The following is a 26,260-nucleotide window of genomic DNA, read 5'->3' on the forward strand; positions in this document are numbered from 1 at the left end:
TCAACTCTTTGTATTAAGTGTAAAACAGTTGACTACTATCGCAGCGTTATACGGCGATAACAACCCATTAACGGCTCCATTTCCCAGCAGAGTATGCTGAAATCCAGACCGTGCGACCGGTTTCTTATTCATATCATTGTAAAACACGTATCCGAACTCTGTATGACAAGGTTCGGCGAAACCACGAGAAAACTCCTGTATTAACAAGAGCGCCCTTGTTCAGTTTTCACAAAGCGTGACCGGCTCTGGAATCCTGAGAAGCACCGAGATGGGTATAACATCGGCAGGTGTTTAGACCAGAAGTGCGGGTGGGAATCAAATGCGCGCCAGAACGGCTGCGCTGAATGAGCGGAAAACGATGGTTCATTATCTCGTATCACCTCCACGGCCGCCTCTGCTGAAACGGACCACAAGCCAAAGCTAAAAGTTCACTGCTTAACCCGGCTGGAAGTGGCGACACGATGTATTCATCGAGCGCTTATTTTATATGAGCCGCGCGCCGCGTTTTATACCGAGAAGGTCGCTAAAAAGCAAAACAAAAATGCGCAGGTTGCCAGCGTCGTCAGGAAAAATTTCCAGCCGTGTTTTCAACGCAGTGAGAGGTGAGTCAAAAAAAACTGGAAATCGGGTGAAGAAGTGACCTAAAATAGACGTCCAGATGTTAATCCATCCATACCGATTAACACTCAGACTGCCAGTGTCAAAATCCTGTAGGCCTTGGTAGAATTATCTCCTATGGCTATTCCACACAGCAGCTTGAGCTAACCAAATTCCTCTTAGGTGAAATAAAACATGGCAAAACACCTGTTTACGTCCGAGTCCGTATCAGAAGGACATCCTGATAAAATTGCTGACCAAATCTCCGATGCGGTGCTGGATGCGATCCTCGCGCAGGACCCAAAGGCGCGCGTAGCGTGTGAAACCTATGTCAAAACCGGCATGGTTCTGGTTGGCGGTGAGATCACCACCAGCGCATGGGTTGATATCGAAGAGATCACCCGTAACACGGTGCGTGAGATTGGCTATGTACATTCTGATATGGGCTTTGATGCCAACTCCTGCGCCGTACTGAGCGCGATTGGCAAACAGTCTCCGGATATCAACCAGGGCGTTGACCGTGCCGATCCGCTGGAACAGGGCGCGGGTGACCAGGGCCTGATGTTCGGCTACGCAACCAACGAAACCGACGTGCTGATGCCAGCGCCGGTAACCTACGCCCATCGTCTGGTGCAGCGTCAGGCTGAAGTGCGTAAAAACGGCACCCTGCCGTGGCTGCGTCCGGATGCGAAAAGCCAGGTGACCTTCCAGTATGACGACGGGAAAATCGTCGGTATCGATGCAGTGGTTCTTTCCACGCAGCATGCTGAAGAGATTGACCAGAAATCCCTGCAAGAAGCGGTGATGGAAGAGATCATCAAGCCGGTTCTGCCAACTGAATGGCTGAGCTCTGCGACCAAATTCTTCATCAACCCAACCGGACGCTTTGTTATCGGCGGCCCAATGGGTGACTGCGGTCTGACCGGTCGTAAAATCATCGTAGATACCTACGGCGGCATGGCACGTCACGGCGGCGGCGCATTCTCCGGTAAAGATCCGTCTAAAGTTGACCGTTCTGCGGCGTACGCTGCACGTTATGTGGCGAAAAACATCGTTGCTGCCGGTCTGGCTGACCGCTGTGAAATTCAGGTTTCCTACGCCATCGGCGTGGCTGAGCCAACCTCCATCATGGTGGAAACCTTCGGTACTGAAAAAGTGCCTTCTGAACAGCTGACCCTGCTGGTGCGTGAGTTCTTCGACCTGCGTCCATACGGTCTGATTCAGATGCTGGATCTGCTGCACCCAATCTACCAGGAAACCGCAGCGTACGGTCACTTTGGTCGCGAACATTTCCCATGGGAAAAAACCGACAAAGCTGCCCTGCTGCGTGATGCTGCCGGTCTGAAATAATCGACTGCCAGCAGCTTAAACAGGCCAGCCTTTGTGCTGGCCTTTTTTATGTCGGATGGCGGCTATGCCTTACCCGACCTACGGGTAGTGAGTTTTTGTAGGCCGGGTAAGGCGCAGCCGCCACCCGGCAATGTTTGGAACCGTTTACACCTCACTCTCTATACCCCGCTTTCAGAATATTCTCTTTGCATGATCGCATTTCTTCTGCTGTTACATTCCCTTTCAGTTAAGTCTGAAATTTGTGCAAACGCGATGCACATCAATTAATTTACCTCTATATTTTCAAAGCTTTAATTATTTTTACGGTTACAAGCTAGTGTAACCGATTACACCGTTGTGATTTGACTCACATATTTTTATGAGCCGCTCACCTACTCTTAATATCGTAAAAACTGATAACCCAACTGGAGGGCATAATGCCTGACAATAATAAACAGGGGCGTACGTCCAATAAGGCAATGACGTTCTTCGTCTGCTTCCTCGCCGCTCTGGCAGGATTACTCTTTGGCCTGGATATTGGCGTAATTGCCGGTGCATTACCTTTCATCACCGATGAGTTCCAGATTAGCGCACACACTCAGGAATGGGTGGTTAGCTCCATGATGTTCGGTGCCGCCGTCGGCGCGGTCGGTAGCGGCTGGCTCTCCTTTAAGCTCGGGCGTAAAAAGAGCCTGATGATCGGCGCGATCCTGTTCGTTGCCGGCTCACTGTTCTCTGCCGCTGCGCCTAACGTTGAAGTGCTGATCATCTCCCGCGTGCTGCTCGGTCTGGCAGTGGGCGTGGCGTCTTATACTGCCCCGCTGTACCTGTCTGAAATCGCTCCGGAAAAAATCCGCGGCAGCATGATTTCCATGTATCAGCTGATGATCACCATCGGTATTCTGGGGGCTTATCTCTCGGATACCGCATTCAGCTACAGCGGCGCATGGCGCTGGATGCTGGGGGTAATCATCATTCCAGCCATCCTGCTGCTGATTGGCGTCTTCTTCCTGCCGGACAGTCCGCGCTGGTTCGCCGCCAAACGCCGCTTCCATGATGCCGAACGCGTGCTCTTACGCCTGCGTGATACCAGCGCCGAAGCCAAAAACGAGCTCGAAGAGATCCGCGAAAGCCTGAAGGTCAAACAGTCCGGCTGGGCGCTGTTCAAAGAGAACAGCAACTTCCGCCGCGCGGTGTTCCTCGGTGTGCTGTTACAGATCATGCAACAGTTCACCGGGATGAACGTCATCATGTATTACGCGCCGAAAATCTTCGAACTGGCGGGCTACACCAACACCACCGAGCAGATGTGGGGCACCGTGATCGTCGGCCTGACCAACGTGCTGGCGACCTTTATCGCTATCGGTCTGGTGGACCGCTGGGGACGTAAGCCAACCCTGACGCTGGGCTTCCTGGTGATGGCCGTCGGGATGGGCGTGCTGGGTACCATGATGCACATGGGCATTCATTCCCCAACGGCACAGTACTTCGCCGTGGCGATGCTGCTGATGTTTATCATTGGGTTTGCGATGAGCGCCGGTCCGCTGATTTGGGTGCTGTGCTCTGAGATCCAGCCGTTGAAAGGGCGTGATTTTGGCATCACCTGCTCTACCGCAACCAACTGGATTGCCAACATGATCGTCGGCGCAACGTTCCTGACCATGCTCAATACCCTGGGTAACGCCAATACCTTCTGGGTCTACGCCGGTCTGAACCTGTTCTTTATCGTTCTCACTATCTGGCTGGTTCCTGAAACCAAACATGTTTCACTGGAACACATTGAACGTAACCTGATGAAAGGTCGTCCTCTGCGCGAAATCGGCGCACACGACTGATCCTCCTGCGGGAGGCGCCTCTTGCGCCTCCCCGCTTCCCGCTTTATGCTCTGCCCCTATGAAAGCTCCCCGTCTCCCCATCGCCATTCAGCAAGCCGTCATGCGCAGCCTGCGGGAAAAACTCGCCCAGGCCAACCTGAAGCTCGGCCGCAATTATCCTGAACCGAAGCTGGTCTATCAGCAGCGTGGCACCGCGGCAGGCACAGCCTGGCTGGAGTCGTATGAGATCCGCCTGAATCCGGTGCTGATGATGGAAAACCAGCAGGCGTTTATCGACGAAGTCGTCCCGCACGAGCTGGCGCACCTGCTGGTGTGGAAACACTTTGGCCGCGTCGCGCCGCACGGCAAAGAGTGGAAGTGGATGATGGAGGCGGTGCTCGGGGTTCCGGCCCGCCGCACCCATCAGTTCGAGCTGGAATCGGTACGCCGCAATACCTTCCCCTACCGCTGCCAGTGTCAGCAGCACCAGCTTACCGTCCGCCGTCACAACCGTGTGGTGCGCGGCGAGGCGACCTATCGCTGCGTTAAATGCGGCGAACCTCTGGTTGCGGAATAATCACTCGAACTTTCAGGAACTTTCCTGATCTGACTGATTGCATACGGGAACAACATTCGTTACGTTGCGGGCTCGTTTTGACACGGAGTGTAAGATGTCCCGTAATGTTTCTCTCGCGGTCGCTTTTCTGGCGACAGCGCTCTCCGGCCATGCTCTGGCCGACGGTATTCACAGTTTCTCTCAGGCAAAAACCGCGGGCGTAAAGATTAACGCCGACGTACCGGGTGATTTCTACTGCGGCTGTAAAATTAACTGGCAGGGTAAGAAAGGGGTCGTGGATCTGGGATCCTGCGGCTATAAGGTGCGCAAGAACGAGAATCGCGCCAGCCGAATCGAATGGGAACACGTTGTTCCGGCCTGGCAGTTTGGCCACCAGCGCCAGTGCTGGCAGGACGGTGGACGTAAAAATTGCGCAAAAGATCCGGTCTACCGCCAGATGGAAAGCGATATGCACAACCTGCAACCCGCCGTGGGTGAGGTCAATGGCGACCGCGGAAACTTCATGTACAGCCAGTGGAACGGTGGCGAAGGCCAGTACGGTCAGTGCGCCATGAAGGTCGATTTCAAAGAGAAAGTCGCCGAACCACCTGCCCGCGCACGCGGCAGCATCGCCCGCACTTATTTCTATATGCGCGACCGCTACGATCTCAATCTTTCCCGCCAGCAGACGCAGCTCTTCAATGCCTGGGACAAGCTCTACCCGGTGACGGACTGGGAATGCCAGCGCGACGAACGTATCGCCAAAGTCCAGGGGAATCACAACCCTTACGTCCAGCGGGCTTGCCAGGCGCAAAAGAGCTAACCTACACTACGGCAATTCGCTTATATCGCATGACACATGGAATTTCTGACTATGCGCATCCCTCGCATCTATCACCCTGAACTGATTACCCCAGGCGGCGAAATCGCCCTGTCTGATGATGCCGCAAACCATGTAGGTCGCGTGCTGCGCATGGGGGCAGGCCAGGCGATTCAGCTCTTTGACGGCTCTAATCAGGTTTTCGACGCTGAAATTACGCGCGCCGATAAAAAAAGCGTGCACGTGAAGGTGCTGCGTGGCGACGTGGACGACCGGGAATCCCCGCTGCACATTCACCTGGGCCAGGTGATGTCACGTGGGGAAAAGATGGAGTTCACCATTCAGAAATCCATTGAACTGGGTGTAAGCCTCATTACGCCACTTTTTTCTGAGCGCTGCGGCGTTAAACTGGATGCGGAACGTCTGAACAAAAAGATCCAGCAGTGGCAAAAAATTGCCATTGCGGCCTGCGAACAGAGCGGCCGCAACCGTATCCCGGAGATCCGCCCGGCGATGGATCTGGAGGACTGGTGTGCAGAAGAGGAAAGCGGGCTTAAGCTCAATCTTCATCCGCGCGCCAGCGCCAGCATCAATACGCTGCCGCTGCCCGTTGAGCGTGTACGCCTGCTCATTGGCCCGGAAGGCGGCCTGTCGGCTGACGAAATTGCCATGACGGCGCGTTACCAGTTTACTGATATTCTGTTGGGACCTCGCGTTCTGCGCACTGAGACAACGGCACTCACCGCCATTACCGCGCTACAGGTGCGATTTGGCGATCTGGGTTGAAGCAAAGCCTGACCCATAACCGGAGAAGAAGATGATTAAGCTCGGCATCGTGATGGACCCCATCGCAAACATTAACATCAAGAAAGACTCCAGCTTCGCTATGCTGCTGGAAGCGCAGCGTCGCGGCTATGAACTCCACTATATGGAGATGAACGATCTTTACCTGATCAACGGTGAAGCCCGCGCACGCACCCGCATCGTTAACGTCGAGCAGAACTACGAAAAATGGTACGAATTCGGCACCGAACAGGATATTGCCCTGGCCGACCTTAACGTGATCCTGATGCGTAAAGATCCGCCGTTCGACACCGAATACATTTATGCCACCTATATCCTTGAGCGTGCCGAAGAGAAAGGAACGCTGATCGTCAACAAGCCGCAGAGCCTGCGCGACTGCAACGAGAAGCTCTATACCGCATGGTTCTCTGACCTGACGCCGGAAACGCTCGTCACCCGCAGCAAAACGCAGCTGAAAGAATTCTGGCAGAAGCACGGCGACATCATCATGAAGCCGCTGGACGGCATGGGCGGCGCGTCGATCTTCCGCGTGAAAGAGGGCGACCCGAACATTGGCGTGATTGCCGAAACGCTGACCGAGCTGGGAACCCGCTACTGCATGGCGCAGAACTATCTGCCGGCCATTAAAGACGGCGACAAGCGTGTGCTGGTCGTAGACGGCGAGCCGGTGCCTTACTGCCTGGCGCGTATCCCGCAGGGAGGGGAAACCCGTGGCAACCTGGCGGCCGGCGGCCGTGGCGAACCGCGTCCGTTAAGCGAAAGCGACTGGGAAATTGCCCGCCGCGTCGGCCCTACGCTAAAAGCCAAAGGCCTGATCTTCGTCGGCCTCGATATCATCGGCGATCGCCTGACCGAAGTGAACGTCACCAGCCCGACCTGCATTCGTGAAATCGAAGCGGAATTCCCGATCTCGATCTCCGGAATGCTGATGGACGCTATCGAAAAACGTTTACAGAAATAACCTGTGACAGCGCCTGTGTTTATCCCCATACTGGGCGCTGTCGCTTTTTAAACCAGGAAACAGTACCTCTGACAATGAATTTACAGCATCACTTTCTTATTGCCATGCCTGCTCTCCAGGATCCGATTTTCCGCCGCTCCGTGGTCTATATTTGCGAATACAACGAAGACGGCGCGATGGGGATTATCATCAATAAGCCGCTGGAAAACCTCCAGGTGGAAGGCATTCTGGACAAGCTGAAAATCCCTGCTGAAGCGCGGCTACCGGAAATCCGTCTCGATAAACCGGTGATGCTCGGCGGCCCGCTTGCAGAAGATCGTGGCTTTATCCTGCATACCCCGCCGGTTTTCTCGTCCAGCATTCGTATCTCCGATAACACCGTCGTCACCACCTCTCGCGACGTGCTTGAAACGCTGGGCACTTCCAGTCAGCCTTCTGAGGTGCTGGTTGCGCTCGGCTACGCCTCCTGGGAAAAAGGGCAGCTGGAACAAGAAATTCTGGACAACGCCTGGCTGACAGCCCCTGCGGATATGAATATCCTGTTTAAAACCCCTATTGCCGATCGCTGGCGTGACGCGGCAAAACTGATTGGCATTGATATTCTGACCATGCCTGGCGTTGCGGGGCACGCGTAATGAGCGGCACCCTTCTCGCCTTCGACTTCGGCACCAAAAGCATCGGCGTCGCTGTGGGTCAACGGATCACCGGCACCGCTCGCCCGCTCACGGCGCTGAAAGCTAACGACGGCACGCCGGACTGGAACCTTATTGAGCGCTTGCTCAAAGAGTGGCAGCCGGACGACGTGATTGTCGGCCTGCCGCTAAACATGGACGGCACCGAGCAACCGCTTACCGCCCGCGCGCGCAAGTTCGCGAACAAAATCCATGGCCGCTTTGGCGTCTCCGTTAAGCTGCACGATGAACGTTTGAGCACCGTCGAGGCACGCGCTGGCCTGTTCGAACACGGTGGCTTCCGGGCGCTGAACAAAGGCAGCGTGGATTCAGCTTCAGCCGTCATTATCCTCGAAAGCTATTTCGAACAGGGTTACTGAGCGCCGGGGCTACAGCCGCCCCTGCGCCCGTCGCTCCGCCAGACTCTGCTCAAAGTTCTGCATTCCCGCCTGCTGCCCCGTTTGAATAATGCCCGGCAGTTGCCAGGTTTTGCCTTCGCGGATCAGATTTGCCGCCGCCGAGGTATTCACCAGTAGCTCATACAGCGCCACGCGCCCACCCTGGACATCCTGACGTAGCTTCTGCGCCAGGACCGCACGCAGGCTTCCCGCCAGCTGATTACGCACCGGATCTTTCTCCTGCGCCGGAAAGGTGTCGACCAGGCGCTCGATCGCCTGCGCCGCACCGCGCGTGTGCAGCGTGGCCAACACCAGATGGCCGGTTTCCGCCGCCGTCAGCGCCAGGCGTATCGTCTCGCTGTCACGCAGCTCACCAAGCAGAATCACATCCGGATCTTCACGCAGCGCGCTGCGCAGCGCCTCGGAAAAGGACGGGCTGTGCTGGCCTATCTCCCGCTGCTGGATCAGGCAACGTTCGCTCTGGAACATAAACTCCACCGGATCTTCCAGGGTCAGAATATGCCCGTCCGTCTGGTGATTGAGGAAATCGACCATCGCGGCCAGGGTGGTCGATTTCCCGCTGCCGGTGGCGCCGGTGACCAGAATCAGGCCATTGTCATTGGACAGCAGCTCCGGGATCGCTCGCGGCACACCTAACGCAGAGAGCTGCGGGCACGTCAGCGGCAACAGCCGCAGCGCAATCGAAACGCCGAGCATATGCTTAAACGCACTGCCGCGCAGCCGCTGACGGCCTGCGAGGGTAACGGCAAAATCCACCTGCCCGTTTGCCCACCATGCGCCCTGCTGTTCGTCGTTGAGCCACGCTTTTAATAACGCCTCCACATCCGGGGGCGGAAACGGCGCAGGTTCAAGACGGCCTGACCTGCGCCAGCGCGGTGGCGAATCACTGCACAGGTGTAGATCGGAGACGTTATGCTTTACACTAAGGGCCACAATTTCTTCCACATCCATAGACTACTCCTCGGAAAATGAACGACATTGCGCATAACCTGGCACAGGTCCGGGACAAAATCTCAGCCGCGGCAACGCGTTGCGGCCGTGCTCCAGAAGAAATTACGTTGCTTGCAGTCAGCAAAACTAAGCCTGCGAGCGCCATCGCAGAAGCGATAGCCGCCGGTCATCGTGCCTTTGGTGAAAACTATGTGCAGGAAGGCGTGGATAAAATTCGCGCTTTCCGGGAACGGGGAAATACAGACCTGCAATGGCACTTTATCGGTCCGCTACAGTCGAACAAAAGCCGTCTGGTAGCAGAGCACTTTGACTGGTGCCACACCATCGATCGTCTGCGCATCGCTACCCGTCTGAGCGACCAGCGCCCTATGGAGATGCCAGCGCTTAACGTGCTGATTCAAATCAACATCAGCGATGAAAACAGCAAGTCCGGCATTACGCTGGGCGAACTGGATGCACTGGCGGCGGACGTGGCGGCGCTGCCGCGCATAACCCTGCGCGGGCTGATGGCTATCCCGGCGCCAGAGTCAAGTTATGAAAGGCAGTTTGCCGTGGCACAGCAAATGGCTGTAGCATTTGAGGCGCTTAAGGCGCGCTATGACACGGTAGACACGCTTTCTCTGGGCATGTCGGACGATATGGAAGCCGCCATCGCGGCAGGCAGCACCATGGTGCGCATCGGCACAGCAATTTTCGGTGCGCGCGATTACCCCCAATAATAAGGAAACCTGAGGAACGCCATGAAGACGTTGACTTTCCTGCTTTCAACGGTCATTGAACTGTATACGATGGCGCTGCTGTTGCGCGTCTGGATGCAGTGGGCCCGTTGTGATTTTTACAATCCATTCTCACAATTTATCGTGAAAATCACGCAGCCCGTTGTGGGGCCGCTTCGCCGCGTCATTCCGGCAATGGGGCCAATTGACAGTTCATCTCTGCTGATGGCGTTTATTCTGAGCGTTATCAAAGCGATCGTGCTGTTTATGGTCATCACTTTCCAGCCGATTATCTGGATTTCAGCCGTTCTGATCCTGGTTAAAACCGTCGGCTCGCTGATCTTCTGGGTCCTGCTGGTGATGGCGATCATGAGCTGGGTAAGCCGGGGCCGTAGCCCGGTGGAGTACGCGTTGATTCAGCTGACTGAACCGTTGCTGCGTCCGATTCGTAGCCTGCTGCCTGCAATGGGCGGAATCGACTTCTCCCCGATGCTTCTCGTTCTGCTGCTGTACGTGCTGAATATGGGTATCGCGGAACTGTTACAGGCGACGGGTAATATGCTGCTGCCGGGGCTGTGGATGGCGTTATGAGTGCAGTTAGCTCCTGCGCCGACGGGCTGGTTTTACGGCTGTACATTCAGCCGAAAGCCAGCCGCGACAGTATTGTTGGGCTGCATGGCGACGAGCTAAAAGTCGCCATCACTGCCCCGCCGGTTGACGGCCAGGCGAATGCGCATCTGACCAAATATCTGGCTAAACAGTTTCGCGTCGCTAAAAGCCAGGTCATCATTGAGAAAGGTGAACTTGGCCGGCATAAACAGGTAAAAATCCTTAACCCGCAATCTATCCCGACGGAAGTCGCGGCTCTGAAAGAACAGGACTAAACCATGCAGAAAGTTGTTCTCGCCACCGGTAACGCCGGTAAAGTGCGCGAGCTGGCCTCGCTATTAAATGATTTTGGGCTGGACGTGGTGGCTCAGACCGAGCTGGGCGTGGACTCCGCCGAAGAGACCGGCCTGACGTTTATCGAAAACGCCATTCTAAAAGCGCGCCATGCGGCGCAGATCACCGGACTGCCCGCGATAGCCGATGACTCCGGTCTGGCCGTGGATTTTCTGGGCGGTGCGCCGGGGATTTACTCCGCCCGCTATTCCGGGGTGGACGCCACCGACCAGCAGAATCTGGAAAAGCTGCTTGTGGCCCTGAAAGACGTCCCTGACGAACAGCGTACCGCGCAGTTCCACTGCGTGCTGGTCTACATGCGTCACGCGGAAGATCCCACGCCGATTGTCTGTCACGGCAGCTGGCCGGGCGTGATCACCCGTGAAGCGGCGGGCAACGGCGGCTTTGGTTACGACCCGATTTTCTTTGTCCCGACCGAGGGAAAAACCGCTGCGGAACTCACCCGCGAAGAGAAAAGCGCGATCTCCCACCGTGGACGCGCCCTGAAACTGTTACTGGAAGCACTGCGTAATGGCTAATTTGCCGCCTCTGAGTCTTTATATTCACATCCCATGGTGCGTGCAGAAATGCCCGTACTGCGATTTCAACTCGCACGCGCTGAAGGGCGAAGTGCCGCACGATGATTACGTCGCGCATCTGCTGGCCGATCTGGATGCCGATGTACCGTACGCGCAGGGACGTGAAGTGAAGACCATTTTTATTGGTGGCGGTACGCCAAGCCTTCTTTCAGGCCCGGCGATGCAGACGCTGCTGGATGGCGTGCGCGCACGCCTGAACCTGGCAGTGGATGCTGAAATTACGATGGAAGCCAACCCCGGTACCGTTGAGGCCGACCGTTTTGTCGAGTATCAGCGTGCGGGCGTGAACCGTATCTCTATCGGCGTGCAGAGCTTTAGCGAGCCAAAGCTGAAGCGTCTGGGGCGTATCCACGGCCCGGAAGAGGCAAAGCGCGCGGCAAACCTGGCAACGGGGCTTGGGCTGCGCAGCTTTAACCTCGACCTGATGCACGGCCTGCCGGATCAGTCGCTCGAAGAAGCGCTGGACGATTTGCGTCAGGCGATTGAACTGAATCCGCCGCATCTGTCGTGGTATCAGCTGACCATTGAGCCGAACACCCTGTTTGGTTCCCGTCCTCCGGTGCTGCCGGACGATGACGCGCTGTGGGATATCTTCGAGCAGGGCCACCAGCTTTTGACCGCGGCGGGGTATCAGCAATACGAAACGTCGGCGTATGCGAAGCCGGGCTATCAGTGTCAGCACAATCTGAACTACTGGCGTTTTGGTGATTATCTGGGAATTGGCTGCGGCGCACATGGCAAAGTGACCTTCCCGGACGGACGCATTCTGCGTACCGCCAAAACGCGTCACCCGCGCGGGTATATGGAAGGCCGCTACCTGGAGCGTCAGCACGACGTCGAGGCGGCGGATAAGCCGTTTGAGTTCTTTATGAACCGCTTCCGTCTGCTGGAAGCCGCACCGCGCGCGGAATTTACGCGTTATACCGGGCTGCCGGAGTCAGTGATTCGTCCGCAGATTGACGAGGCGCTGGCGCAGGGGTATCTGACCGAGTGTGATGAGTCCTGGCAGATCACCGAGCACGGCAAGCTGTTCTTAAACTCCCTTCTTGAGCTGTTCCTCGCTGAAAATCCTGAAGGCTGATTCAGAATTTTACATCCCGTTCTGCTGGCTGAGGGAAAGGCTGGCAGAGTGTGGGGATGGAAAAATCAAAACAACTCCGCAAACAAATGACACCCGAAGAAGTACGCCTCTGGTATTTGCTCAGAGGTCGTCGTTTCTTCGGGTATAAGTTTCGTCGTCAGATGCCGGTTGGGCCGTATATCGTGGATTTTGCCTGCTTTAAGGCGAAGCTGATTATTGAGCTGGACGGTGGGCAACATCAGGATGAGGAGAACTATGATTCACGTCGTACCGCGTTTTTGAATACGAACGGATGGGAAGTCGTACGGTTCTGGAATAATGAATTCAGGACTAATGAGGAGCAGGTGCTGATGGCTATTTTGCAACGATTGCAATGCCTGATGCCCTCACCCTAACCCTCTCCCACAGGGAGAGGGAACTGGTTACTCCCTCTCCCTGTGGGAGAGGGCCGGGGTGAGGGGTCCTGCGCGCAGAGGAGTTACTTCAGCGTCCCCACCAGCGCCTTCCGGCTGTCTTCCAGAGACACCACGCGTTTACACACGTCTTTGCCGAACTGCTGGAAATCGGCTTCCTGATTCTTCCACTCGTTCTGAATCGAGGTTTGCAGTCCGCCCAGGCTACCCAGTACACCCTGCAACGGATTACCGCCACCCTTCAGCACCGCTTTGGCGCCCATCTCGTTGATGCTGTCCTGGAGAATGCCGCCCATCGCCTGGTTCACCAGCTGCTGACCGTCGGCACGCACCTGATCGATCGCCTTATAGTGGAACGTCAGGCCATCAGAGCGCGTCTCGATAATACGGTTCATCTGCTCTTTCAGCTGTTTATCCAGCTTCGTCAGGCGGGTGCGCATATTGCTGCTCTCCCCCACCTCTTTGGTGATGATTTTATCCAGCGCCACGCGGCTTTTCTCGACGCGGGTCAGCGCGCCATCGTTGATCCAGGGCAGCGCGGTACGCAACTCGGCCTGGTAGTCCATCGCCTGCTCGCGCTGGGCGGCCGTCAGGTTTTGCGGTTTGCCGTTAAAGGTCACGTTGCCATCCGGCGTAATCACCAGATTGCCATTCTCGCCCTTAACCTGCACGGTTTGCGGACTCAGCACCACGTCATCACGCGGGGTGACGCTACATTTATACTCCGCATGGGCGGTGGATCCGATTGCCAGTAAAGCAACAGCCAGCAACGTTTTGCGCATCTTTAACACTCCCTCAGACAAAATGGGCCAGCTAATGCTGGCCCCGTTCTTGCTTTATTAGTCCCACCAAACGTCGAAAAGTTCGCTGACGCGGACATCTTCCATTTTGTGGTCTTCAAGCCATTTGCGTACCAGCGCCTGATGCTCTTCGGTGCATTTCCCCACTTCCTGGGTGCAAATCAGACCTTCCCACGCCAGATAGCCGCTACCGTCGAAGGCCAGCTTGTTTGGCTCGATCACCTCGTTGATGAACGCATCAACGTCCTGGTCGATCTGTTCGACGCTGGTGCCTTCCGGGAAGCGCCAGGCAACGGAGAAACCCACTTCCTGGAATTCTTCGATGTGCATCTTTTTACGCAGACGACGGCTACGATTCTTTGCCATTATTTCACCCTCTCGAACATTAAGTCCCATACGCCGTGACCAAGACGATGGCCACGCTGTTCAAATTTTGTCACCGGACGTGAATCCGGACGCGGTACGTAGTCGTTGCTTTCAGACTGATTTTTATACCCGTCCAGGGACGACATCACTTCAAGCATATGTTCCGCATAAGGTTCCCAGTCGGTCGCCATGTGGAAAACGCCGCCCAGCTTGAGCTTACTTTTCACCAGCTCGGCAAACGGCGCCTGAACGATACGGCGTTTATTATGACGCGCTTTGTGCCATGGGTCAGGGAAAAAGAGCTGAACCATGTTCAAAGAATTGTCAGGAATCATTTTGTGCAGCACTTCCACCGCGTCGTGACACATGACGCGCAGGTTCTCAACGCCCTCTTCGTGGGCCGTTGCCAGGCACGCGCCGACGCCCGGCGAGTGTACTTCGATACCGAGGAAGTTCTGCTCCGGGCGCGCTTTCGCCATAGTCACCAGCGAGGTGCCCATGCCAAAACCAATCTCCAGCGTCACTGGCGCGTCGCGGCCAAACAGGTCGGTGAAGTCGAGCGGTTGCTCGCTGAACTCAACGCCCATCACCGGCCAGTAGTTGTCCAGCGCGTGTTGCTGCCCTTTTGTCAGGCGCCCCTGACGGCGGACAAAGCTGCGAATACGGCGCAGCGGGCGACCGTTTTCATCAAATTCCGGTGAAATGACGTCGTTTTTCATAAAAGAGTTGTCTGCTTGTGAGAATGTTCGGGAAACGGGCATTATCCAAAGTTAAGGCTTCTATGCAAGCATGGGAAAGATCCGGTTTACAGCAGATTGACGCTGTGCTGCAATCTGCGTCCCTGATTAAGCGAATCGATGACCATGCAAGCCTCTCAATTTTCAGCCCAGGTGCTGGACTGGTACGACAAATACGGGCGTAAAACCCTGCCCTGGCAAATTGAAAAAACGCCGTACAAAGTATGGCTCTCCGAGGTGATGTTGCAACAAACGCAGGTCGCGACGGTCATTCCTTACTTCGAGCGTTTTATGGCGCGCTTCCCGACAATCACCGATCTGGCCAACGCGCCGCTGGACGAGGTACTGCACCTGTGGACAGGCCTGGGCTATTACGCCCGCGCGCGCAATCTGCACAAAGCCGCACAGCAGGTCGCCACCCGCCACAACGGTAAATTCCCGGAGACCTTTGACGAGGTGGCGGATTTGCCCGGCGTCGGGCGTTCAACCGCAGGCGCAATCCTCTCCCTCTCTTTAGGCAAACATTTCCCTATTCTCGACGGCAACGTCAAGCGCGTGCTCGCACGCTGCTACGCCATAGATGGCTGGCCGGGCAAGAAAGAGGTTGAGAAACGCCTGTGGGAGATCAGTGAAGCGGTCACTCCGGCGAAAGGGGTGGAGCGTTTTAACCAGGCGATGATGGATCTGGGCGCGATGGTCTGCACCCGTTCAAAACCGAAGTGCGAACTTTGCCCGGTAAACAACCTCTGCGTGGCGTATGCGAACCACACCTGGGCGCAGTATCCGGGGAAAAAACCGAAGCAGACGCTGCCTGAACGCACCGGGTACATGCTGCTGATGCAGCATGGCGACGAGGTGTTTCTCGCTCAGCGCCCGCCGAGTGGCCTGTGGGGTGGTCTATACTGCTTCCCACAGTTTGAGGATGAAGCCTCGCTTCGGGCATGGCTTGAACAGCGCGGCATTGCGGCCGATACCCTGACGCAACTCAACGCGTTCCGTCATACCTTCAGCCATTTCCATCTGGATATTGTGCCGATGTGGCTTCCCGTGTCCTCATTCACGTCGTGCATGGATGAAGGCAACGCTCTCTGGTATAACTTAGCGCAACCGCCATCAGTCGGGCTGGCGGCTCCCGTGGAGCGCCTGTTACAGCAATTACGTGTCGGTGCAATGGTTTAGCATCGGCAAGACAAAGAGGAATGAGTATGGCCAGAACCATTTTTTGTACTTTCCTACAGCGCGACGCTGAAGGCCAGGATTTCCAGCTCTACCCGGGCGACCTGGGTAAGCGCATTTACAACGAGATCTCCAAAGAAGCCTGGGGACAGTGGCAGAAGAAGCAGACCATGCTGATCAACGAGAAAAAGCTCAGCATGATGAACCCGGAACATCGCAAACTGCTGGAGCAGGAGATGGTGAACTTCCTGTTCGAGGGTAAAGACGTCCACATCGAAGGCTATACACCACCGGAAAAATAATAACGCGCAGCTGCTGCCCGGCGGCGCTGCGCTTGCACGGGCCTACGGTTTTGTAGGCCGGGTAAGCGCAGCGCCACCCGGCAACAGCAACCCCAAAGCAAACACAACACGCACTCCCGGAATGATGAAAAAACTTTTAGCGCTAGCCCTTGTTGCGCCGTTGCTTGTGTCTTGTTCTTCCAAAAAAGGCGATGAATACAACGAAGCCTGGGTCAAGGACACCAACGGTTTTGACATTTTGATGGGGCAGTTTGCCCACAACATCGAGAACATATGGGGATTTAACGAAGTTCTTATTGCCGGACCGAAGGACTACGTTAAGTACACCGACGCCTATCAGACCCGTAGCCACATCAACTTCGATGACGGTACGATTACGGTTGAAACCATCGCAGGGACTGAACCTGCGGCGCATTTACGTCAGGCCATCATCAAAACCCTGCTGATGGGCGACGATCCGGGGTCTATCGACCTCTACTCTGATGCCGATGACATCACCATCTCCAAAGAGCCGTTTCTGTATGGCCAGGTCGTTGACCAGACCGGTCAGCCGATCCGCTGGGAAGGCCGCGCCACGAAATTTGCCGACTACCTGCTGCAAACGCGCCTGAAAAGCCGCACCAACGGCCTGAAAGTGATCTACAGCGTCACCATCAACCTGGTGCCGAACCACCTCGACAAGCGTGCGCATAAGTATCTGGGCATGGTGCGTCAGGCGTCGCGTAAGTATGGCGTGGATGAGTCGCTGATCCTGGCGATTATGCAGACCGAGTCCTCGTTCAACCCCTACGCGGTAAGCCGTTCCGACGCGCTGGGGCTGATGCAGGTTGTACAGCACAGCGCCGGTAAAGACGTGTTCCGCGCACAGGGGAAATCCGGCACGCCGAGCCGCAGCTACCTGTTCGATCCGCAAAGCAACATTGATACCGGTACGGCCTACCTGGCGATGCTGAACAATGTCTACCTGGGCGGGATTGATAACCCAACCTCACGCCGCTATGCGGTGATCACCGCCTATAACGGTGGCGCGGGCAGCGTGCTGCGCGTCTTCTCAAATGACAAAGTGCAGGCCGCGAACATCATCAACAGCATGGCGCCGGGGGATGTCTACTCAACCCTCACCACCCGCCACCCGTCTGCGGAATCACGCCGCTATCTGTATAAGGTGAATACGGCGCAGAAGAACTACCGTCGCCGCTAAAAAGCTACCCCTCACCCTGCCCTCTCCCAGAGGGAGAGGGTATTCAAGTTCCCTCTCCCTCTGGGAGAGGGTTAGGGTGAGGGGACATCAGACCGCACCCATCTCATCCCACCCATACGAAAATGCTATTTGCATCACAATCCAGACTGCAAATTAATGTGGATTGCATTTTTTTGCGGGAGGTAACAAAACATATCGTTGCCAACTGATAGAATTGCATCAAATAACAACCCTGAATGTTCCCAAAACAACATATCTCCCGCTCACTTGTGAGGAAAGTAACATGAACCTTAAGCTGCAGCTTAAAATCTTGTCGTTTCTGCAGTTCTGCCTGTGGGGTAGCTGGCTGACTACACTCGGCTCCTATATGTTTGTGACGCTCAAGTTCGATGGTGCGTCGATCGGTGCCGTTTACAGCTCGCTGGGTATTGCGGCTGTCTTCATGCCAACGCTGCTCGGTATCGTGGCGGATAAATGGCTAAGCGCGAAATGGCTGTATATGCTTTGCCACCTGGTGGGTGCGGGGACGCTGTTTATGGCGGCCGAAGTGACCACGCCGGGGGCGATGTTCATGGTGATCCTGCTTAACTCGCTGGCCTATATGCCAACGCTTGGCCTGATCAACACCATCTCCTACTATCGCCTGAAATCTGCCGGTCTGGATATCGTCACCGACTTCCCGCCAATCCGTATCTGGGGCACCATCGGCTTTATCATGGCGATGTGGGGCGTGAGCTTCGCGGGCTTCGAGCTGAGCCATATGCAGCTCTACATCGGCGCGGCGCTCTCCGTACTGCTGGCGCTGTTCACCCTGACACTGCCCACTATTCCGGTATCTAATCAGCAGAAAAACCAGAGCTGGAGCACCATGCTTGGCCTGGACGCCTTCGCACTGTTTAAAAACAAACGCATGGCGATCTTCTTTATCTTCTCCATGCTGCTGGGCGCGGAACTGCAAATCACCAACATGTTCGGTAATACCTTCCTGCACAGCTTCGATAACGATCCGCTGTTTGCAGGGAGCTTTATCGTCGAACACGCGTCGGTGATGATGTCCATCTCGCAGATCTCCGAGACGCTGTTCATCCTGACCATCCCGTTCTTCCTGAGCCGCTACGGTATCAAGAACGTCATGCTGATCAGTATCGCCGCCTGGATGTTGCGCTTCGGTCTGTTCGCCTATGGCGACCCGAGCGCGTTCGGCACCGTGCTGCTGGTTCTGTCGATGATTGTTTATGGCTGTGCCTTCGACTTCTTCAACATCTCCGGCTCGGTGTTTGTGGAAAAAGAGGTGAAGCCTGAAATCCGCGCCAGTGCGCAGGGCATGTTCCTGATGATGACCAACGGCTTCGGCTGTATTCTGGGCGGCGTGGTGAGCGGCAAAGTGGTTGAGATGTATACCACTAACGGCATCACCAACTGGCAACCAGTGTGGCTGATCTTCGCCGGGTACTCGCTGGTGCTGTTCTTCGCGTTCATCGCGCTGTTCAAGTACAAGCACGTGCGCGAGCCGCACGGTGCGCAGCCGATCGCGCATTGATTGTTGTGCCCGGTGGCGCTGCGCTTACCGGGCCTACAAAACCAGACCGTAGGCCGGGTAAGGCGTAGCCGCCACCCGGCTATTTTATTCCAGAAAGCACCCACCCCACCGACAGCAAATCCGCGCTGCCGCCCGGGCTCAGATTGCGTTCAATCAATGCCTTATCCATCTTCAGCAACGCCTCGCAGTCCCAGCCGTTAGCCAGTAATTCCCGCGCGTAGCCCTGAACGTAGCGCAGCCCCTCAATGCCGCCGCGCGAAACGAGATTGCTGTCCTGATTTACCGCCATCAGGCGCAACAGCAGGCCGTGAAGCGACTGACCATTCCACGCATCCAAAGCCTTACGCACCGTGGCAAAGCCGCTTTCTGCCTCGCCACGCGCGCCGGTTAAACCGTACAGCTGAAACTGCCGCTCCCCCGCCGTTGCCTGCCCGCTGCGTCCGGCCAGCTCCCTCGCCACCAGCCCGCGACAGATGTTACTTACCTCACAACAGAGGCTATCCGCAGAGATATTTTTCACCCGCCCGGCGGTGAAGCAGAGCAAACCGAGGGCAAAAATACCGCCCTTGTGGGTATTTACCCCGCCCGTGGCGGCGTACATTGCCTGCTCGCAGGCCATTCCCATCGGACGAAGAATCCGCAACTGCCGATCGGCAGGTTTGGCCGCATGTACTTCACCCAGTTCCGTAAACCGGGCAAACCACGGCGTAATCGCCATAATGCTGCGGACAAACAAGGCATGATCCATATCGCGATGGGAGCCGTTATTGAGCCTGTCCACCAGCCCCGGTTTTGGCGTCAGCTCCAGCTCCTGCCACAGCGCATCTGCGGCAAGCGCAGGGAGATCAACCGGGCGCGGTTCAGTCGCGAGCAAACCAGTCATCGATCATCTTCTCCACGCGGGAAACCACCTGCTCAGCGGGGTGATTGCGCGAACGGGAACAGGCATGAGCGGGCTCGTCACAGATCAGGCAGCGTCTGAGATTCGCCCCCAGCGACTGACGCCCGACGTGGCCGTTTTCAGGGCAGATCACATCCAGATCCCACAGCCTGCCGAGTGGGTGCGTCTGCTCCAGTTCTGCACAGTGCGCCTTAATTTCCGCCGCCGGATGCGCGATGCACCACAAGGCTTCAGGTCCGGTGGGTAGCCACAGCACCTTACGGTCCAGCACCTGCCAGCGGTTTTCCCACAGCAGCTGGTCGCACATTTGCAGCGCCACGCCCATGGTGTTGCGATAGCGAAGGCTGTCTTTGATTTCCCCGGGCGTAACCAGCGTGAGGGAGATCACCGGTTGTTGATAGTGCGCAAGCATGTCAGCCTGGCGCGCTGCGCGGCGCTCTTTCGCCGCCAGCAGTTCGTCCAGGCTGACACCCGTCCGCACGGGTGTCGCAATAGTCACACTTCCTCCTTTACCTGTCGAACGGTGTCGATCACGCTGCCGTCGCGGTAGCGGATCACCCCGACGATTTTGTCGGTGAACTCAATCGGTTTCGGTACGCCTGTCAACGAAATCGCTCGCTCATACAGCGCGTTGATATCTACAACCTTCAGCCCTGCTTCCATAAGTCGTTCGCGGATCTCCGGGCGCGCCGGGTTGACCGCAATACCGTGGTCGGTGACCAGCACGTCAATGCTCTCCCCCGGTGTGAGGCGGGTGGTAACGCGCTTCACGACAGTCGGGATGCGGCTTCGCAGCAGCGGCGCGACCACAATGGTCAGGTTGGCTGCCGCCGCCACGTCGCAGTGTCCGCCGGATGCGCCACGCATCACGCCATCGGAGCCGGTGATGACATTGACGTTAAAGTCGACGTCGATTTCCAGGGCGCTGAGGATCACCACGTCGAGCTGGTCGCAGCTTGCCGCCTTGCTGCCGGGGTTGGCGTAGACGTTGGTGGAGATCTCCACGTGGTTCGGGTTGCGCGCCAGCGAGGCCGCTGCCTGGCCGTCAAAGCACTGGGTGTCGAGCAGCTTTTCGATGAGCCCCTTCTCGTGCAGATCCACCAGGCTGCCGGTGATGCCGCCAAGGGCGAAGCGCGCCTTCACGCCGCCGCGCTCCATCTTCTCTTCCATAAAACGGGTGCAGGCGGTGGCCGCTGCGCCGGAGCCGGTCTGCATCGAGAAGCCTGGTTTGAAATAGCCAGAGTGTTCAATCACGTCCGCCGCGTAGCGGGCGATCATCAGCTCGCGCGGGTTGCTGGTGACGCGCGCCGCGCCGACGCTGATTTTCGCCGGGTCGCCCACGCTCTCCACCTGCACGATGTAGTCCACCTGATCCTGCACCAGGCTGGCGGGCATATTGGGGAATGGCACCAGCGCTTCGGTCAGCAGCACCACCTTACGGGCAAAGTGCGCGTCCACCATGGCGTAGCCCAGCGAACCGCAGCACGATTTTCCGTGCGTGCCGTTGGCGTTGCCAAACTCATCGCTGCACGGCACGCCAAGAAATGCCACGTCGATGCTCAGTTCGCCGTCCTGGAGCAGCTTCACGCGCCCGCCGTGGGAGTGAATTTGTACCGGCTCGTCCATTAGCCCGTGGGAGATGGCATCCGCCAGCCTGCCGCGCATGCCGGAGGTGTAAATCCGGGTGATGACGCCACTCTCGATATGCTCGATCAGCGCGTCATTGCAGGTCATCAGCGAGCTGGAAGCCAGGGTCAGATTTTTGAAGCCCATCCGCGCCAGCAGCGCCACGATGGTGTTGATCACCCGGTCGCCTTCGCGAAAGGCATGGTGGAAGGAGATGGTCATCCCGTCCTGCAAGCCGCTGCGCTTAACCGCCTCTTCAATTGAGGCACAGAGCTTGCGGCTGTGCTTCGCCTCGCTGTCCGCCAGCCACGGCGTCGCGCTGTGGGCGGTATCAAAGGGTTTCAGATCCCGCAGATGGGGGAAATTTACATGGAGAAGTTCTGTCTGATTCATTATGTCATCCTTACCGACGCACGCCAGAGGCCGCCGCGCGCTCCAGCACCACCTGCGCGTGGTTAATAATCGGTGCATCCACCATTTTGCCGTTGAGCGACACCACGCCCAGGCCGTTACGCTCGCCCTCTTCTGCCGCCTCAATCACCCTTTTGGCGTGATCCACCTCTTCCTGAGTCGGGGCGTAGGCGTTGTGCAGCAGGTCTATCTGGCGCGGGTTAATCAGCGATTTGCCGTTGAAGCCCATCTTGCGGATCAGGTCGACCTCGCGCAGGAACCCGGCTTCGTCGTTAACGTCGGACCACACCACGTCGAAGGCGTCGATACCGGCGGCGCGTGCGGCGTGCAGCACGGCGCAGCGGGCATAGAACAGCTCGGTGCCGTCGCCGCGCTCGGTCTGCATGTCCATCACGTAGTCAAAGGCGGCCAGCGCGATGCCGATCAGGCGCGGGGAGCTGCGGGCAATCGCCACGGCGTTGATGACGCCAATGGCCGATTCAATCGCCGCCATCACGCGGGTGGAACCCACCTCACGCCCGCACTCCTGCTCGATACGCTCGAGGTGGCCTTCCAGCTCGTAAATATCGTCCGGGGTGTCGGTTTTCGGCAGGCGAATCACGTCCACGCCCGCGCGCACGGCGGCCTCCAGATCCAGCAGGCCAAACGGCGTGCTCAGCGGGTTAATGCGCACCACGGTTTCGATATCCTGATACATCGGGTGCTGCAACGCGTGGAACACCAGCATGCGTGCGGTGTCTTTCTCGCGCAGGGCCACGGCGTCCTCAAGGTCAAACATGATGGAGTCGGGGCGGTAGATAAAGGCGGTAGAGAGCATGGCGGCATTGGCGCCTGGCAGGAACAGCATACTGCGGCGGAGTTTGCTCATTTCAGCGCCCCCCAGTTGATGGCCTGTTCATCGGCGGCACGCAGAAGCGCGCTTTGCAGGCGAGCGCGGATCACACAGTCCAGCGCCCCTTTATCTTCAATAATGATTAATCCCTGGTGCACGTTCATGGCGCGCAATGTGTCGTTGACCACCTGGCGTATCTGCTCGCCAAACTGCTTAATCACTTCACTGTGGATGACAATCTCCAGCTCACCGTGAGCGGGGGCGATTTTCACCATCAGGTCGCTGGACTCCTGCGTTCCGGCCAGCGCCTCCCTTACAATATTCATGATAAATTCCTGATAGTTATGCGACTTCCGCACTCGCACGATAATGTGCTTCGAGGTGCGCGAAGGTGGAGTCCGGGACAATCTCCCGGATCCGGGAAAACTGCTGTGTCTTGAGTAAACGGCGCACTTCCGAGGCCGAAATGGCGTTGCCGGTGGCTTTGATGCGCGGCATCTCCACCACGTCGATGTGTGAGGCCAGCAGGTCGTGCAGCGTCTGGTTATACTGCCGGGTGATGTCGCAGAACGGCTCCGAGCCGATGAAGCGGTGCGTGATGCCCAGCGCCGGGGCGATATAGTCCCGGAAGATCAGCACGTCGATCTCGCTCCACGCCTGCTGCACTTTGCCGGTCTCCTTCAGGAAGTAGGCCGGGAAGGTGGCGCGGGAGATGATGTACTGCGAGCCTTCATGCACCACCACGTTCGGCAGATGCGCCACGCCCGCACGCACCATCTCAATGCGCGCGCTGAACGGGAAGAACGAGGCGTCTTCACGCACCACAAACAGATGCAGGGCATCGCACTGCGCCGCCGCCTGCTCCACCAGATGACGATGGCCGAGGGTGAACGGATTGGCGTTCATCACGATCGCGCCAGTTTTCTCCCCGTCCTTTCGCATCCGGCTTAAGGTACGGCAGTAGCGCGCAATCCCCTGCGGGGTGTTCTCCATCAGCACCGCGTTGTTCCCGCTCTGGGCAATCGGCCAAAAACCGCTGCGGCCAAAGCGCTCCTTATTGCACGGACGGGTGCAGAGGAAGAGGTGAAAATGGCCGCGCTCCAGCGCCGCGTTTTCCACCTCTGCAAGCAGACGCGCGCTGAGGTTTTCCCCACGAAGCTGCTCGTTGACCGCCACGCATTTGATGACGTTGGCAGCCAGCCCGGCGCAACCCACCAGCTGCGCGCCGGACCAGGCTTCGACAAACAGCGTGATGTCGTTGTCCAGGCCAAGGCCGCTGTCTGCCAGCAGGTAGCGGATCTGGCTTAAGCGTTCCGGGTGTTTCGCCACAACGGTATGCCGAAAATCAATGGGTTGCGATTGCATGCTGCCGCCTTACTCAGTGCGCTGCCGCGAGCCCGACGGCTGGCGCTTCCACGATCACGTTGCTCAGATGACCGATATGCTCGATCTCCACCTCAATGCGATCCCCCTCCTTCATAAACAGCGGCGGGTTGCGCTTTTTACCCACGCCGCCAGGCGAGCCGGTGATGATCACGTCGCCCGGGCTGAGACGGGTGAAGGTGCTGATGTACTCGATCAGCTCCGCCACCTTGTGGATCATGCTGCTGGTGTTGTCTTCCTGCACCATGCGGCCGTTCAGCCAGGTGCGGATCGCCAGGCTGTGCGGGTCCGGGATCTCATCCGCCGTCGCCATCCACGGGCCGAACGCCCCGGTCTGGCGCCAGTTTTTCCCGGCGGTGAACCAGGTGTGCTGCCAGTCGCGGGCGGAGCCGTCCATGTAACAGCTGTAGCCCGCCACGTGGCGCAGGGCGTCGTCGCGGCTGATGTTCTCCCCGCCTTTGCCGATGATCACCGCCAGCTCGCCTTCGTAGTCGAACTCGCTGGAGTGGCGCGGCTTCAGCACCGGCTCGTTGTGGCCGGTCTGTGAATCCGGGAAGCGCACAAACAGCGTCGGGGCCGGGTTGTGCTGGTCAAACTCCTTGCGCTTGTCGGCATAGTTCATGCCCACGCAGAGGATTTTTTCCGGCTGGACAATCACCGGTAAGAAGGTGATGGCATTCAGCGGTACATCCACCGCGTCGTTCAGAAAACGGGTGGCCTGCGCCAGCCCGTTCCCCTGCAACAGCGCTTTAAGGTCGCCATAGCGGTCGCCCAGGCGGCGGCCCAAATCAATCACGCCTTCGGCCTGTACGATGCCGTAGCTGCGTTTTCCCTGGTATAAAAAGCTTGCGAGTTTCATTGTTCTTTCCTGAAAACTTAAACGAGGAAGTTGCCCAGAATCAGCAGTGAGACAGACACGTTAATCGCGCCGCCGATACGGGTAGCAATCTGGGCGAATGGCATCAGGCTCATGCGGTTGCCTGCGGTCAGGATCGCCACGTCACCGGTGCCGCCCTGCCCGCTCTGACAGCAGGAGACGATGGCGACATCAATCGGGTGCATACCAATCTTTTTGCCAACGAAGAATCCGGTCGCCACCAGCGCGGAAACGGTGCTGACAATCACCAGCAGGTTGCTGACGGTGAACGCCGCCACCAGTTCATGCCATGGGGTAATCGCCACGCCGACAGCGAAGAGGATTGGGTAGGTCACGGAGGTCTGGAAGAATTTGTACACCACCTGGGAACCCTCCAGCAGACGCGGAGAGGCGCCGTTGCAGAGCTTCACCAGCACTGCCATAAACAACATGCCCACCGGCGCTGGCAGACCAATCAGCTTGTGGCCGAGCATGCCCAGCATGTACAGCAGCACCGCCAGCAGCGCGCCCGAGGCGATGGTCGTCACGTCCGCTTTGCCGGAGAACGCAGGTTGGGAAACAGTGGCATCAGCGTTGGCGCGATTCGGCATCAGCTGGCCTTCACCGGTCAGGTGCGGGTAGCGTTTCCCGAGCTGGTTGAGGCAGCCGGAGATAATGATCGCCGTCAGGCCGCCGAGCATCACCATCGGCAGCACGCGGCCGAGCGCCACGCCCTGATCCATATGCAGCAGGGTGGCATAGCCGATAGAGAGCGGGATCGCCCCTTCCCCGACGCCGCCCGCCATGATCGGCAGAATGATAAAGAAGAAGATCTGGAACGGCTCGAGGCCCAGCGCCAGCCCAACACCCATGCCGACAATCATGCCGACGATTTCACCGCACAGCATCGGGAAGAAGATGCGCAGGAAGCCCTGGATCAGCACGGTGCTGTTCATACTCATGATGCTGCCGACGATAATGCAGCAGATATAGAGGTAGAGAATATTGGTGGATTTATAGAATTTGGTCGTGGACTCAACCACCACGTCCGGCAGCAGGCCGTAATAGACCAGCGCGGAAGGGATAAAGGTGGCGCAAATTGCCGCCGCACCGAGCTTGCCGACAATCGGCAGGCGTTTGCCGAATTCACCGCAGGCAAAGCCGAAGAAGGCCAGCGTGGCCACCATGACCACAATGTCGCTCGGCAGTTTTCCGCCCAGGCAATCAATCGCAATCAGCGCGCCCGCCAGAACGAACAGCGGCAGAGGAATAATGCCGATTTTCCAGGTATCCATAATATGCCACCAGCGCTCTTTGAGCGATGGCCGCTGAATATCAATCGGGTCGTGGGTAACAGAGAATGAATCGTCAGTTGTGCTCATAATAAGCCCCTTAGTTATTTTGTGCGTTCAGCTTAGAGTCACAAAGGCTTACTTTATGTGAGGGATGGCATATT

At 57.3% G+C, this 26,260-nt stretch carries 31 protein-coding genes; 18 read left to right on the forward strand and 13 right to left on the reverse strand.

Annotation, left to right across the window (positions count from 1 at the left end; genetic code table 11):
* Nucleotides 1-132 carry an acid stress response protein YqgB gene (gene yqgB, locus RS584_RS19315; RefSeq protein WP_057979949.1) on the reverse strand — a complete coding sequence of 44 codons (132 nt, stop codon included), beginning with the start codon at nucleotides 130-132 and terminating at the stop codon, nucleotides 1-3.
* A gap of 660 nt (nucleotides 133-792) precedes the next feature.
* On the opposite strand from yqgB, the gene metK reads away from it, so the two are divergent.
* The 8 genes from metK (at nucleotide 793) to ruvX (ending at nucleotide 7,932) form a co-directional block, all read left to right on the forward strand.
* The gene (metK, locus tag RS584_RS19320) at nucleotides 793-1,947 is read left to right on the forward strand and encodes a methionine adenosyltransferase (protein ID WP_003860037.1); all 1,155 of its coding nucleotides are present in this window, start codon (nucleotides 793-795) and stop codon (nucleotides 1,945-1,947) included.
* Between the two features lie 416 nt (nucleotides 1,948-2,363).
* A complete protein-coding gene (galP, locus tag RS584_RS19325; protein WP_015571832.1) occupies nucleotides 2,364-3,761 on the forward strand; it encodes a galactose/proton symporter in 1,398 nt (465 codons plus the stop codon).
* Nucleotides 3,762-3,819: 58 nt separating this feature from the next.
* Entirely contained in the window at nucleotides 3,820-4,317 is a 498-nt protein-coding gene (locus tag RS584_RS19330; RefSeq protein WP_015571833.1) for a SprT family zinc-dependent metalloprotease, read from the forward strand.
* Between the two features lie 94 nt (nucleotides 4,318-4,411).
* Nucleotides 4,412-5,119, forward strand: coding sequence for a deoxyribonuclease I (endA, locus tag RS584_RS19335; RefSeq protein WP_003860034.1), 708 nt, complete (start codon nucleotides 4,412-4,414; stop codon nucleotides 5,117-5,119).
* 51 nt (nucleotides 5,120-5,170) lie between these two features.
* Nucleotides 5,171-5,902 carry a 16S rRNA (uracil(1498)-N(3))-methyltransferase gene (gene rsmE / locus RS584_RS19340; RefSeq protein ID WP_017382923.1) on the forward strand — a complete coding sequence of 244 codons (732 nt, stop codon included), beginning with the start codon at nucleotides 5,171-5,173 and terminating at the stop codon, nucleotides 5,900-5,902.
* A gap of 31 nt (nucleotides 5,903-5,933) precedes the next feature.
* On the forward strand, nucleotides 5,934-6,881 hold the full coding sequence (gshB, locus tag RS584_RS19345; protein WP_315748479.1) for a glutathione synthase: 948 nt from the start codon (nucleotides 5,934-5,936) through the stop codon (nucleotides 6,879-6,881).
* Between the two features lie 74 nt (nucleotides 6,882-6,955).
* Nucleotides 6,956-7,516, forward strand: coding sequence for a YqgE/AlgH family protein (locus tag RS584_RS19350; RefSeq protein ID WP_315748480.1), 561 nt, complete (start codon nucleotides 6,956-6,958; stop codon nucleotides 7,514-7,516).
* Nucleotides 7,516-7,932, forward strand: a complete 417-nt coding sequence (gene ruvX / locus RS584_RS19355) for a Holliday junction resolvase RuvX (protein WP_006811925.1) — start codon at nucleotides 7,516-7,518, stop codon at nucleotides 7,930-7,932. Before RS584_RS19350 ends, ruvX begins: the two co-directional genes overlap by 1 nt.
* Nucleotides 7,933-7,941: 9 nt before the next feature.
* On the opposite strand, the gene RS584_RS19360 is transcribed toward ruvX, so the two are convergent.
* Nucleotides 7,942-8,922, reverse strand: coding sequence for a type IV pilus twitching motility protein PilT (locus tag RS584_RS19360; protein WP_077580089.1), 981 nt, complete (start codon nucleotides 8,920-8,922; stop codon nucleotides 7,942-7,944).
* 17 nt (nucleotides 8,923-8,939) lie between these two features.
* Here RS584_RS19360 and RS584_RS19365 point away from each other — a divergent pair, with 17 nt between their 5' ends.
* The 6 genes from RS584_RS19365 to RS584_RS19390 are packed head-to-tail and all read left to right on the forward strand — an operon-like array spanning nucleotide 8,940 to nucleotide 12,655.
* Complete coding sequence (locus tag RS584_RS19365; RefSeq protein ID WP_062938543.1) at nucleotides 8,940-9,641, forward strand: YggS family pyridoxal phosphate-dependent enzyme; 702 nt, start codon at nucleotides 8,940-8,942, stop codon at nucleotides 9,639-9,641.
* A gap of 21 nt (nucleotides 9,642-9,662) precedes the next feature.
* On the forward strand, nucleotides 9,663-10,229 hold the full coding sequence (locus RS584_RS19370; RefSeq protein ID WP_015571838.1) for a YggT family protein: 567 nt from the start codon (nucleotides 9,663-9,665) through the stop codon (nucleotides 10,227-10,229).
* Nucleotides 10,226-10,522 carry a DUF167 family protein YggU gene (gene yggU / locus RS584_RS19375; RefSeq protein WP_032654984.1) on the forward strand — a complete coding sequence of 99 codons (297 nt, stop codon included), beginning with the start codon at nucleotides 10,226-10,228 and terminating at the stop codon, nucleotides 10,520-10,522. Before RS584_RS19370 ends, yggU begins: the two co-directional genes overlap by 4 nt.
* Nucleotides 10,523-10,525: 3 nt before the next feature.
* Nucleotides 10,526-11,119, forward strand: coding sequence for an XTP/dITP diphosphatase (locus tag RS584_RS19380; RefSeq protein ID WP_015571839.1), 594 nt, complete (start codon nucleotides 10,526-10,528; stop codon nucleotides 11,117-11,119).
* On the forward strand, nucleotides 11,112-12,260 hold the full coding sequence (gene hemW / locus RS584_RS19385; RefSeq protein ID WP_045343978.1) for a radical SAM family heme chaperone HemW: 1,149 nt from the start codon (nucleotides 11,112-11,114) through the stop codon (nucleotides 12,258-12,260). Before RS584_RS19380 ends, hemW begins: the two co-directional genes overlap by 8 nt.
* Before the next feature lie 56 nt (nucleotides 12,261-12,316).
* The gene (locus tag RS584_RS19390) at nucleotides 12,317-12,655 is read left to right on the forward strand and encodes an endonuclease domain-containing protein (RefSeq protein WP_017382927.1); all 339 of its coding nucleotides are present in this window, start codon (nucleotides 12,317-12,319) and stop codon (nucleotides 12,653-12,655) included.
* Nucleotides 12,656-12,738: 83 nt separating this feature from the next.
* Here RS584_RS19390 and RS584_RS19395 read toward each other — a convergent pair whose 3' ends face one another.
* The 3 genes from RS584_RS19395 to trmB are packed head-to-tail and all read right to left on the reverse strand — an operon-like array spanning nucleotide 12,739 to nucleotide 14,558.
* Entirely contained in the window at nucleotides 12,739-13,455 is a 717-nt protein-coding gene (locus tag RS584_RS19395) for a DUF2884 domain-containing protein (protein ID WP_003862419.1), read from the reverse strand.
* 57 nt (nucleotides 13,456-13,512) lie between these two features.
* On the reverse strand, nucleotides 13,513-13,839 hold the full coding sequence (locus RS584_RS19400; protein WP_006178455.1) for a YggL family protein: 327 nt from the start codon (nucleotides 13,837-13,839) through the stop codon (nucleotides 13,513-13,515).
* On the reverse strand, nucleotides 13,839-14,558 hold the full coding sequence (gene trmB, locus RS584_RS19405; RefSeq protein ID WP_015571843.1) for a tRNA (guanosine(46)-N7)-methyltransferase TrmB: 720 nt from the start codon (nucleotides 14,556-14,558) through the stop codon (nucleotides 13,839-13,841). The genes RS584_RS19400 and trmB overlap by 1 nt, the downstream gene beginning before the upstream one ends.
* Nucleotides 14,559-14,702: 144 nt before the next feature.
* Between trmB and mutY the strand changes: the two genes are divergently transcribed.
* The 4 genes from mutY (at nucleotide 14,703) to RS584_RS19425 (ending at nucleotide 18,795) form a co-directional block, all read left to right on the forward strand.
* Nucleotides 14,703-15,755: an A/G-specific adenine glycosylase gene (gene mutY / locus RS584_RS19410; RefSeq protein WP_169802915.1), complete on the forward strand. Its 1,053-nt coding sequence runs from the start codon at nucleotides 14,703-14,705 to the stop codon at nucleotides 15,753-15,755.
* Nucleotides 15,756-15,781: 26 nt separating this feature from the next.
* On the forward strand, nucleotides 15,782-16,054 hold the full coding sequence (locus tag RS584_RS19415; protein ID WP_003862425.1) for an oxidative damage protection protein: 273 nt from the start codon (nucleotides 15,782-15,784) through the stop codon (nucleotides 16,052-16,054).
* A gap of 124 nt (nucleotides 16,055-16,178) precedes the next feature.
* Nucleotides 16,179-17,255 (forward strand): membrane-bound lytic murein transglycosylase MltC, encoded by a 1,077-nt coding sequence (gene mltC / locus RS584_RS19420; protein WP_017382930.1) that lies wholly within the window; start codon nucleotides 16,179-16,181, stop codon nucleotides 17,253-17,255.
* A 283-nt stretch (nucleotides 17,256-17,538) separates the two neighbouring features.
* Nucleotides 17,539-18,795 (forward strand): nucleoside permease, encoded by a 1,257-nt coding sequence (locus tag RS584_RS19425; protein ID WP_015571846.1) that lies wholly within the window; start codon nucleotides 17,539-17,541, stop codon nucleotides 18,793-18,795.
* 79 nt (nucleotides 18,796-18,874) lie between these two features.
* Here RS584_RS19425 and citG read toward each other — a convergent pair whose 3' ends face one another.
* From citG to RS584_RS19465, 8 genes are read right to left on the reverse strand one after another with little or no spacing between them, the layout of a single operon-like run.
* The gene (gene citG, locus RS584_RS19430) at nucleotides 18,875-19,678 is read right to left on the reverse strand and encodes a triphosphoribosyl-dephospho-CoA synthase CitG (RefSeq protein ID WP_315748482.1); all 804 of its coding nucleotides are present in this window, start codon (nucleotides 19,676-19,678) and stop codon (nucleotides 18,875-18,877) included.
* Nucleotides 19,656-20,195, reverse strand: coding sequence for a citrate lyase holo-[acyl-carrier protein] synthase (gene citX / locus RS584_RS19435; protein ID WP_022651835.1), 540 nt, complete (start codon nucleotides 20,193-20,195; stop codon nucleotides 19,656-19,658). Before citX ends, citG begins: the two co-directional genes overlap by 23 nt.
* The gene (gene citF / locus RS584_RS19440) at nucleotides 20,192-21,715 is read right to left on the reverse strand and encodes a citrate lyase subunit alpha (RefSeq protein ID WP_315748483.1); all 1,524 of its coding nucleotides are present in this window, start codon (nucleotides 21,713-21,715) and stop codon (nucleotides 20,192-20,194) included. The genes citX and citF overlap by 4 nt, the downstream gene beginning before the upstream one ends.
* A 10-nt stretch (nucleotides 21,716-21,725) precedes the next feature.
* A complete protein-coding gene (citE, locus tag RS584_RS19445) occupies nucleotides 21,726-22,601 on the reverse strand; it encodes a citrate (pro-3S)-lyase subunit beta (RefSeq protein WP_023306921.1) in 876 nt (291 codons plus the stop codon).
* On the reverse strand, nucleotides 22,598-22,891 hold the full coding sequence (gene citD, locus RS584_RS19450; protein ID WP_017382935.1) for a citrate lyase acyl carrier protein: 294 nt from the start codon (nucleotides 22,889-22,891) through the stop codon (nucleotides 22,598-22,600). The genes citE and citD overlap by 4 nt, the downstream gene beginning before the upstream one ends.
* Nucleotides 22,892-22,907: 16 nt before the next feature.
* Nucleotides 22,908-23,930: a [citrate (pro-3S)-lyase] ligase gene (citC, locus tag RS584_RS19455; protein ID WP_315748484.1), complete on the reverse strand. Its 1,023-nt coding sequence runs from the start codon at nucleotides 23,928-23,930 to the stop codon at nucleotides 22,908-22,910.
* Nucleotides 23,931-23,943: 13 nt separating this feature from the next.
* Entirely contained in the window at nucleotides 23,944-24,807 is an 864-nt protein-coding gene (locus RS584_RS19460; protein WP_015571851.1) for a fumarylacetoacetate hydrolase family protein, read from the reverse strand.
* A gap of 17 nt (nucleotides 24,808-24,824) precedes the next feature.
* A complete protein-coding gene (locus RS584_RS19465) occupies nucleotides 24,825-26,186 on the reverse strand; it encodes a 2-hydroxycarboxylate transporter family protein (RefSeq protein ID WP_315748485.1) in 1,362 nt (453 codons plus the stop codon).
* Nucleotides 26,187-26,260: the final 74 nt, after the last annotated feature.

Source organism: Enterobacter sp. DTU_2021_1002640_1_SI_PRY_ASU_LCPMC_013, from assembly GCF_032389435.1.
Lineage (GTDB): Bacteria > Pseudomonadota > Gammaproteobacteria > Enterobacterales > Enterobacteriaceae > Enterobacter > Enterobacter hormaechei_C.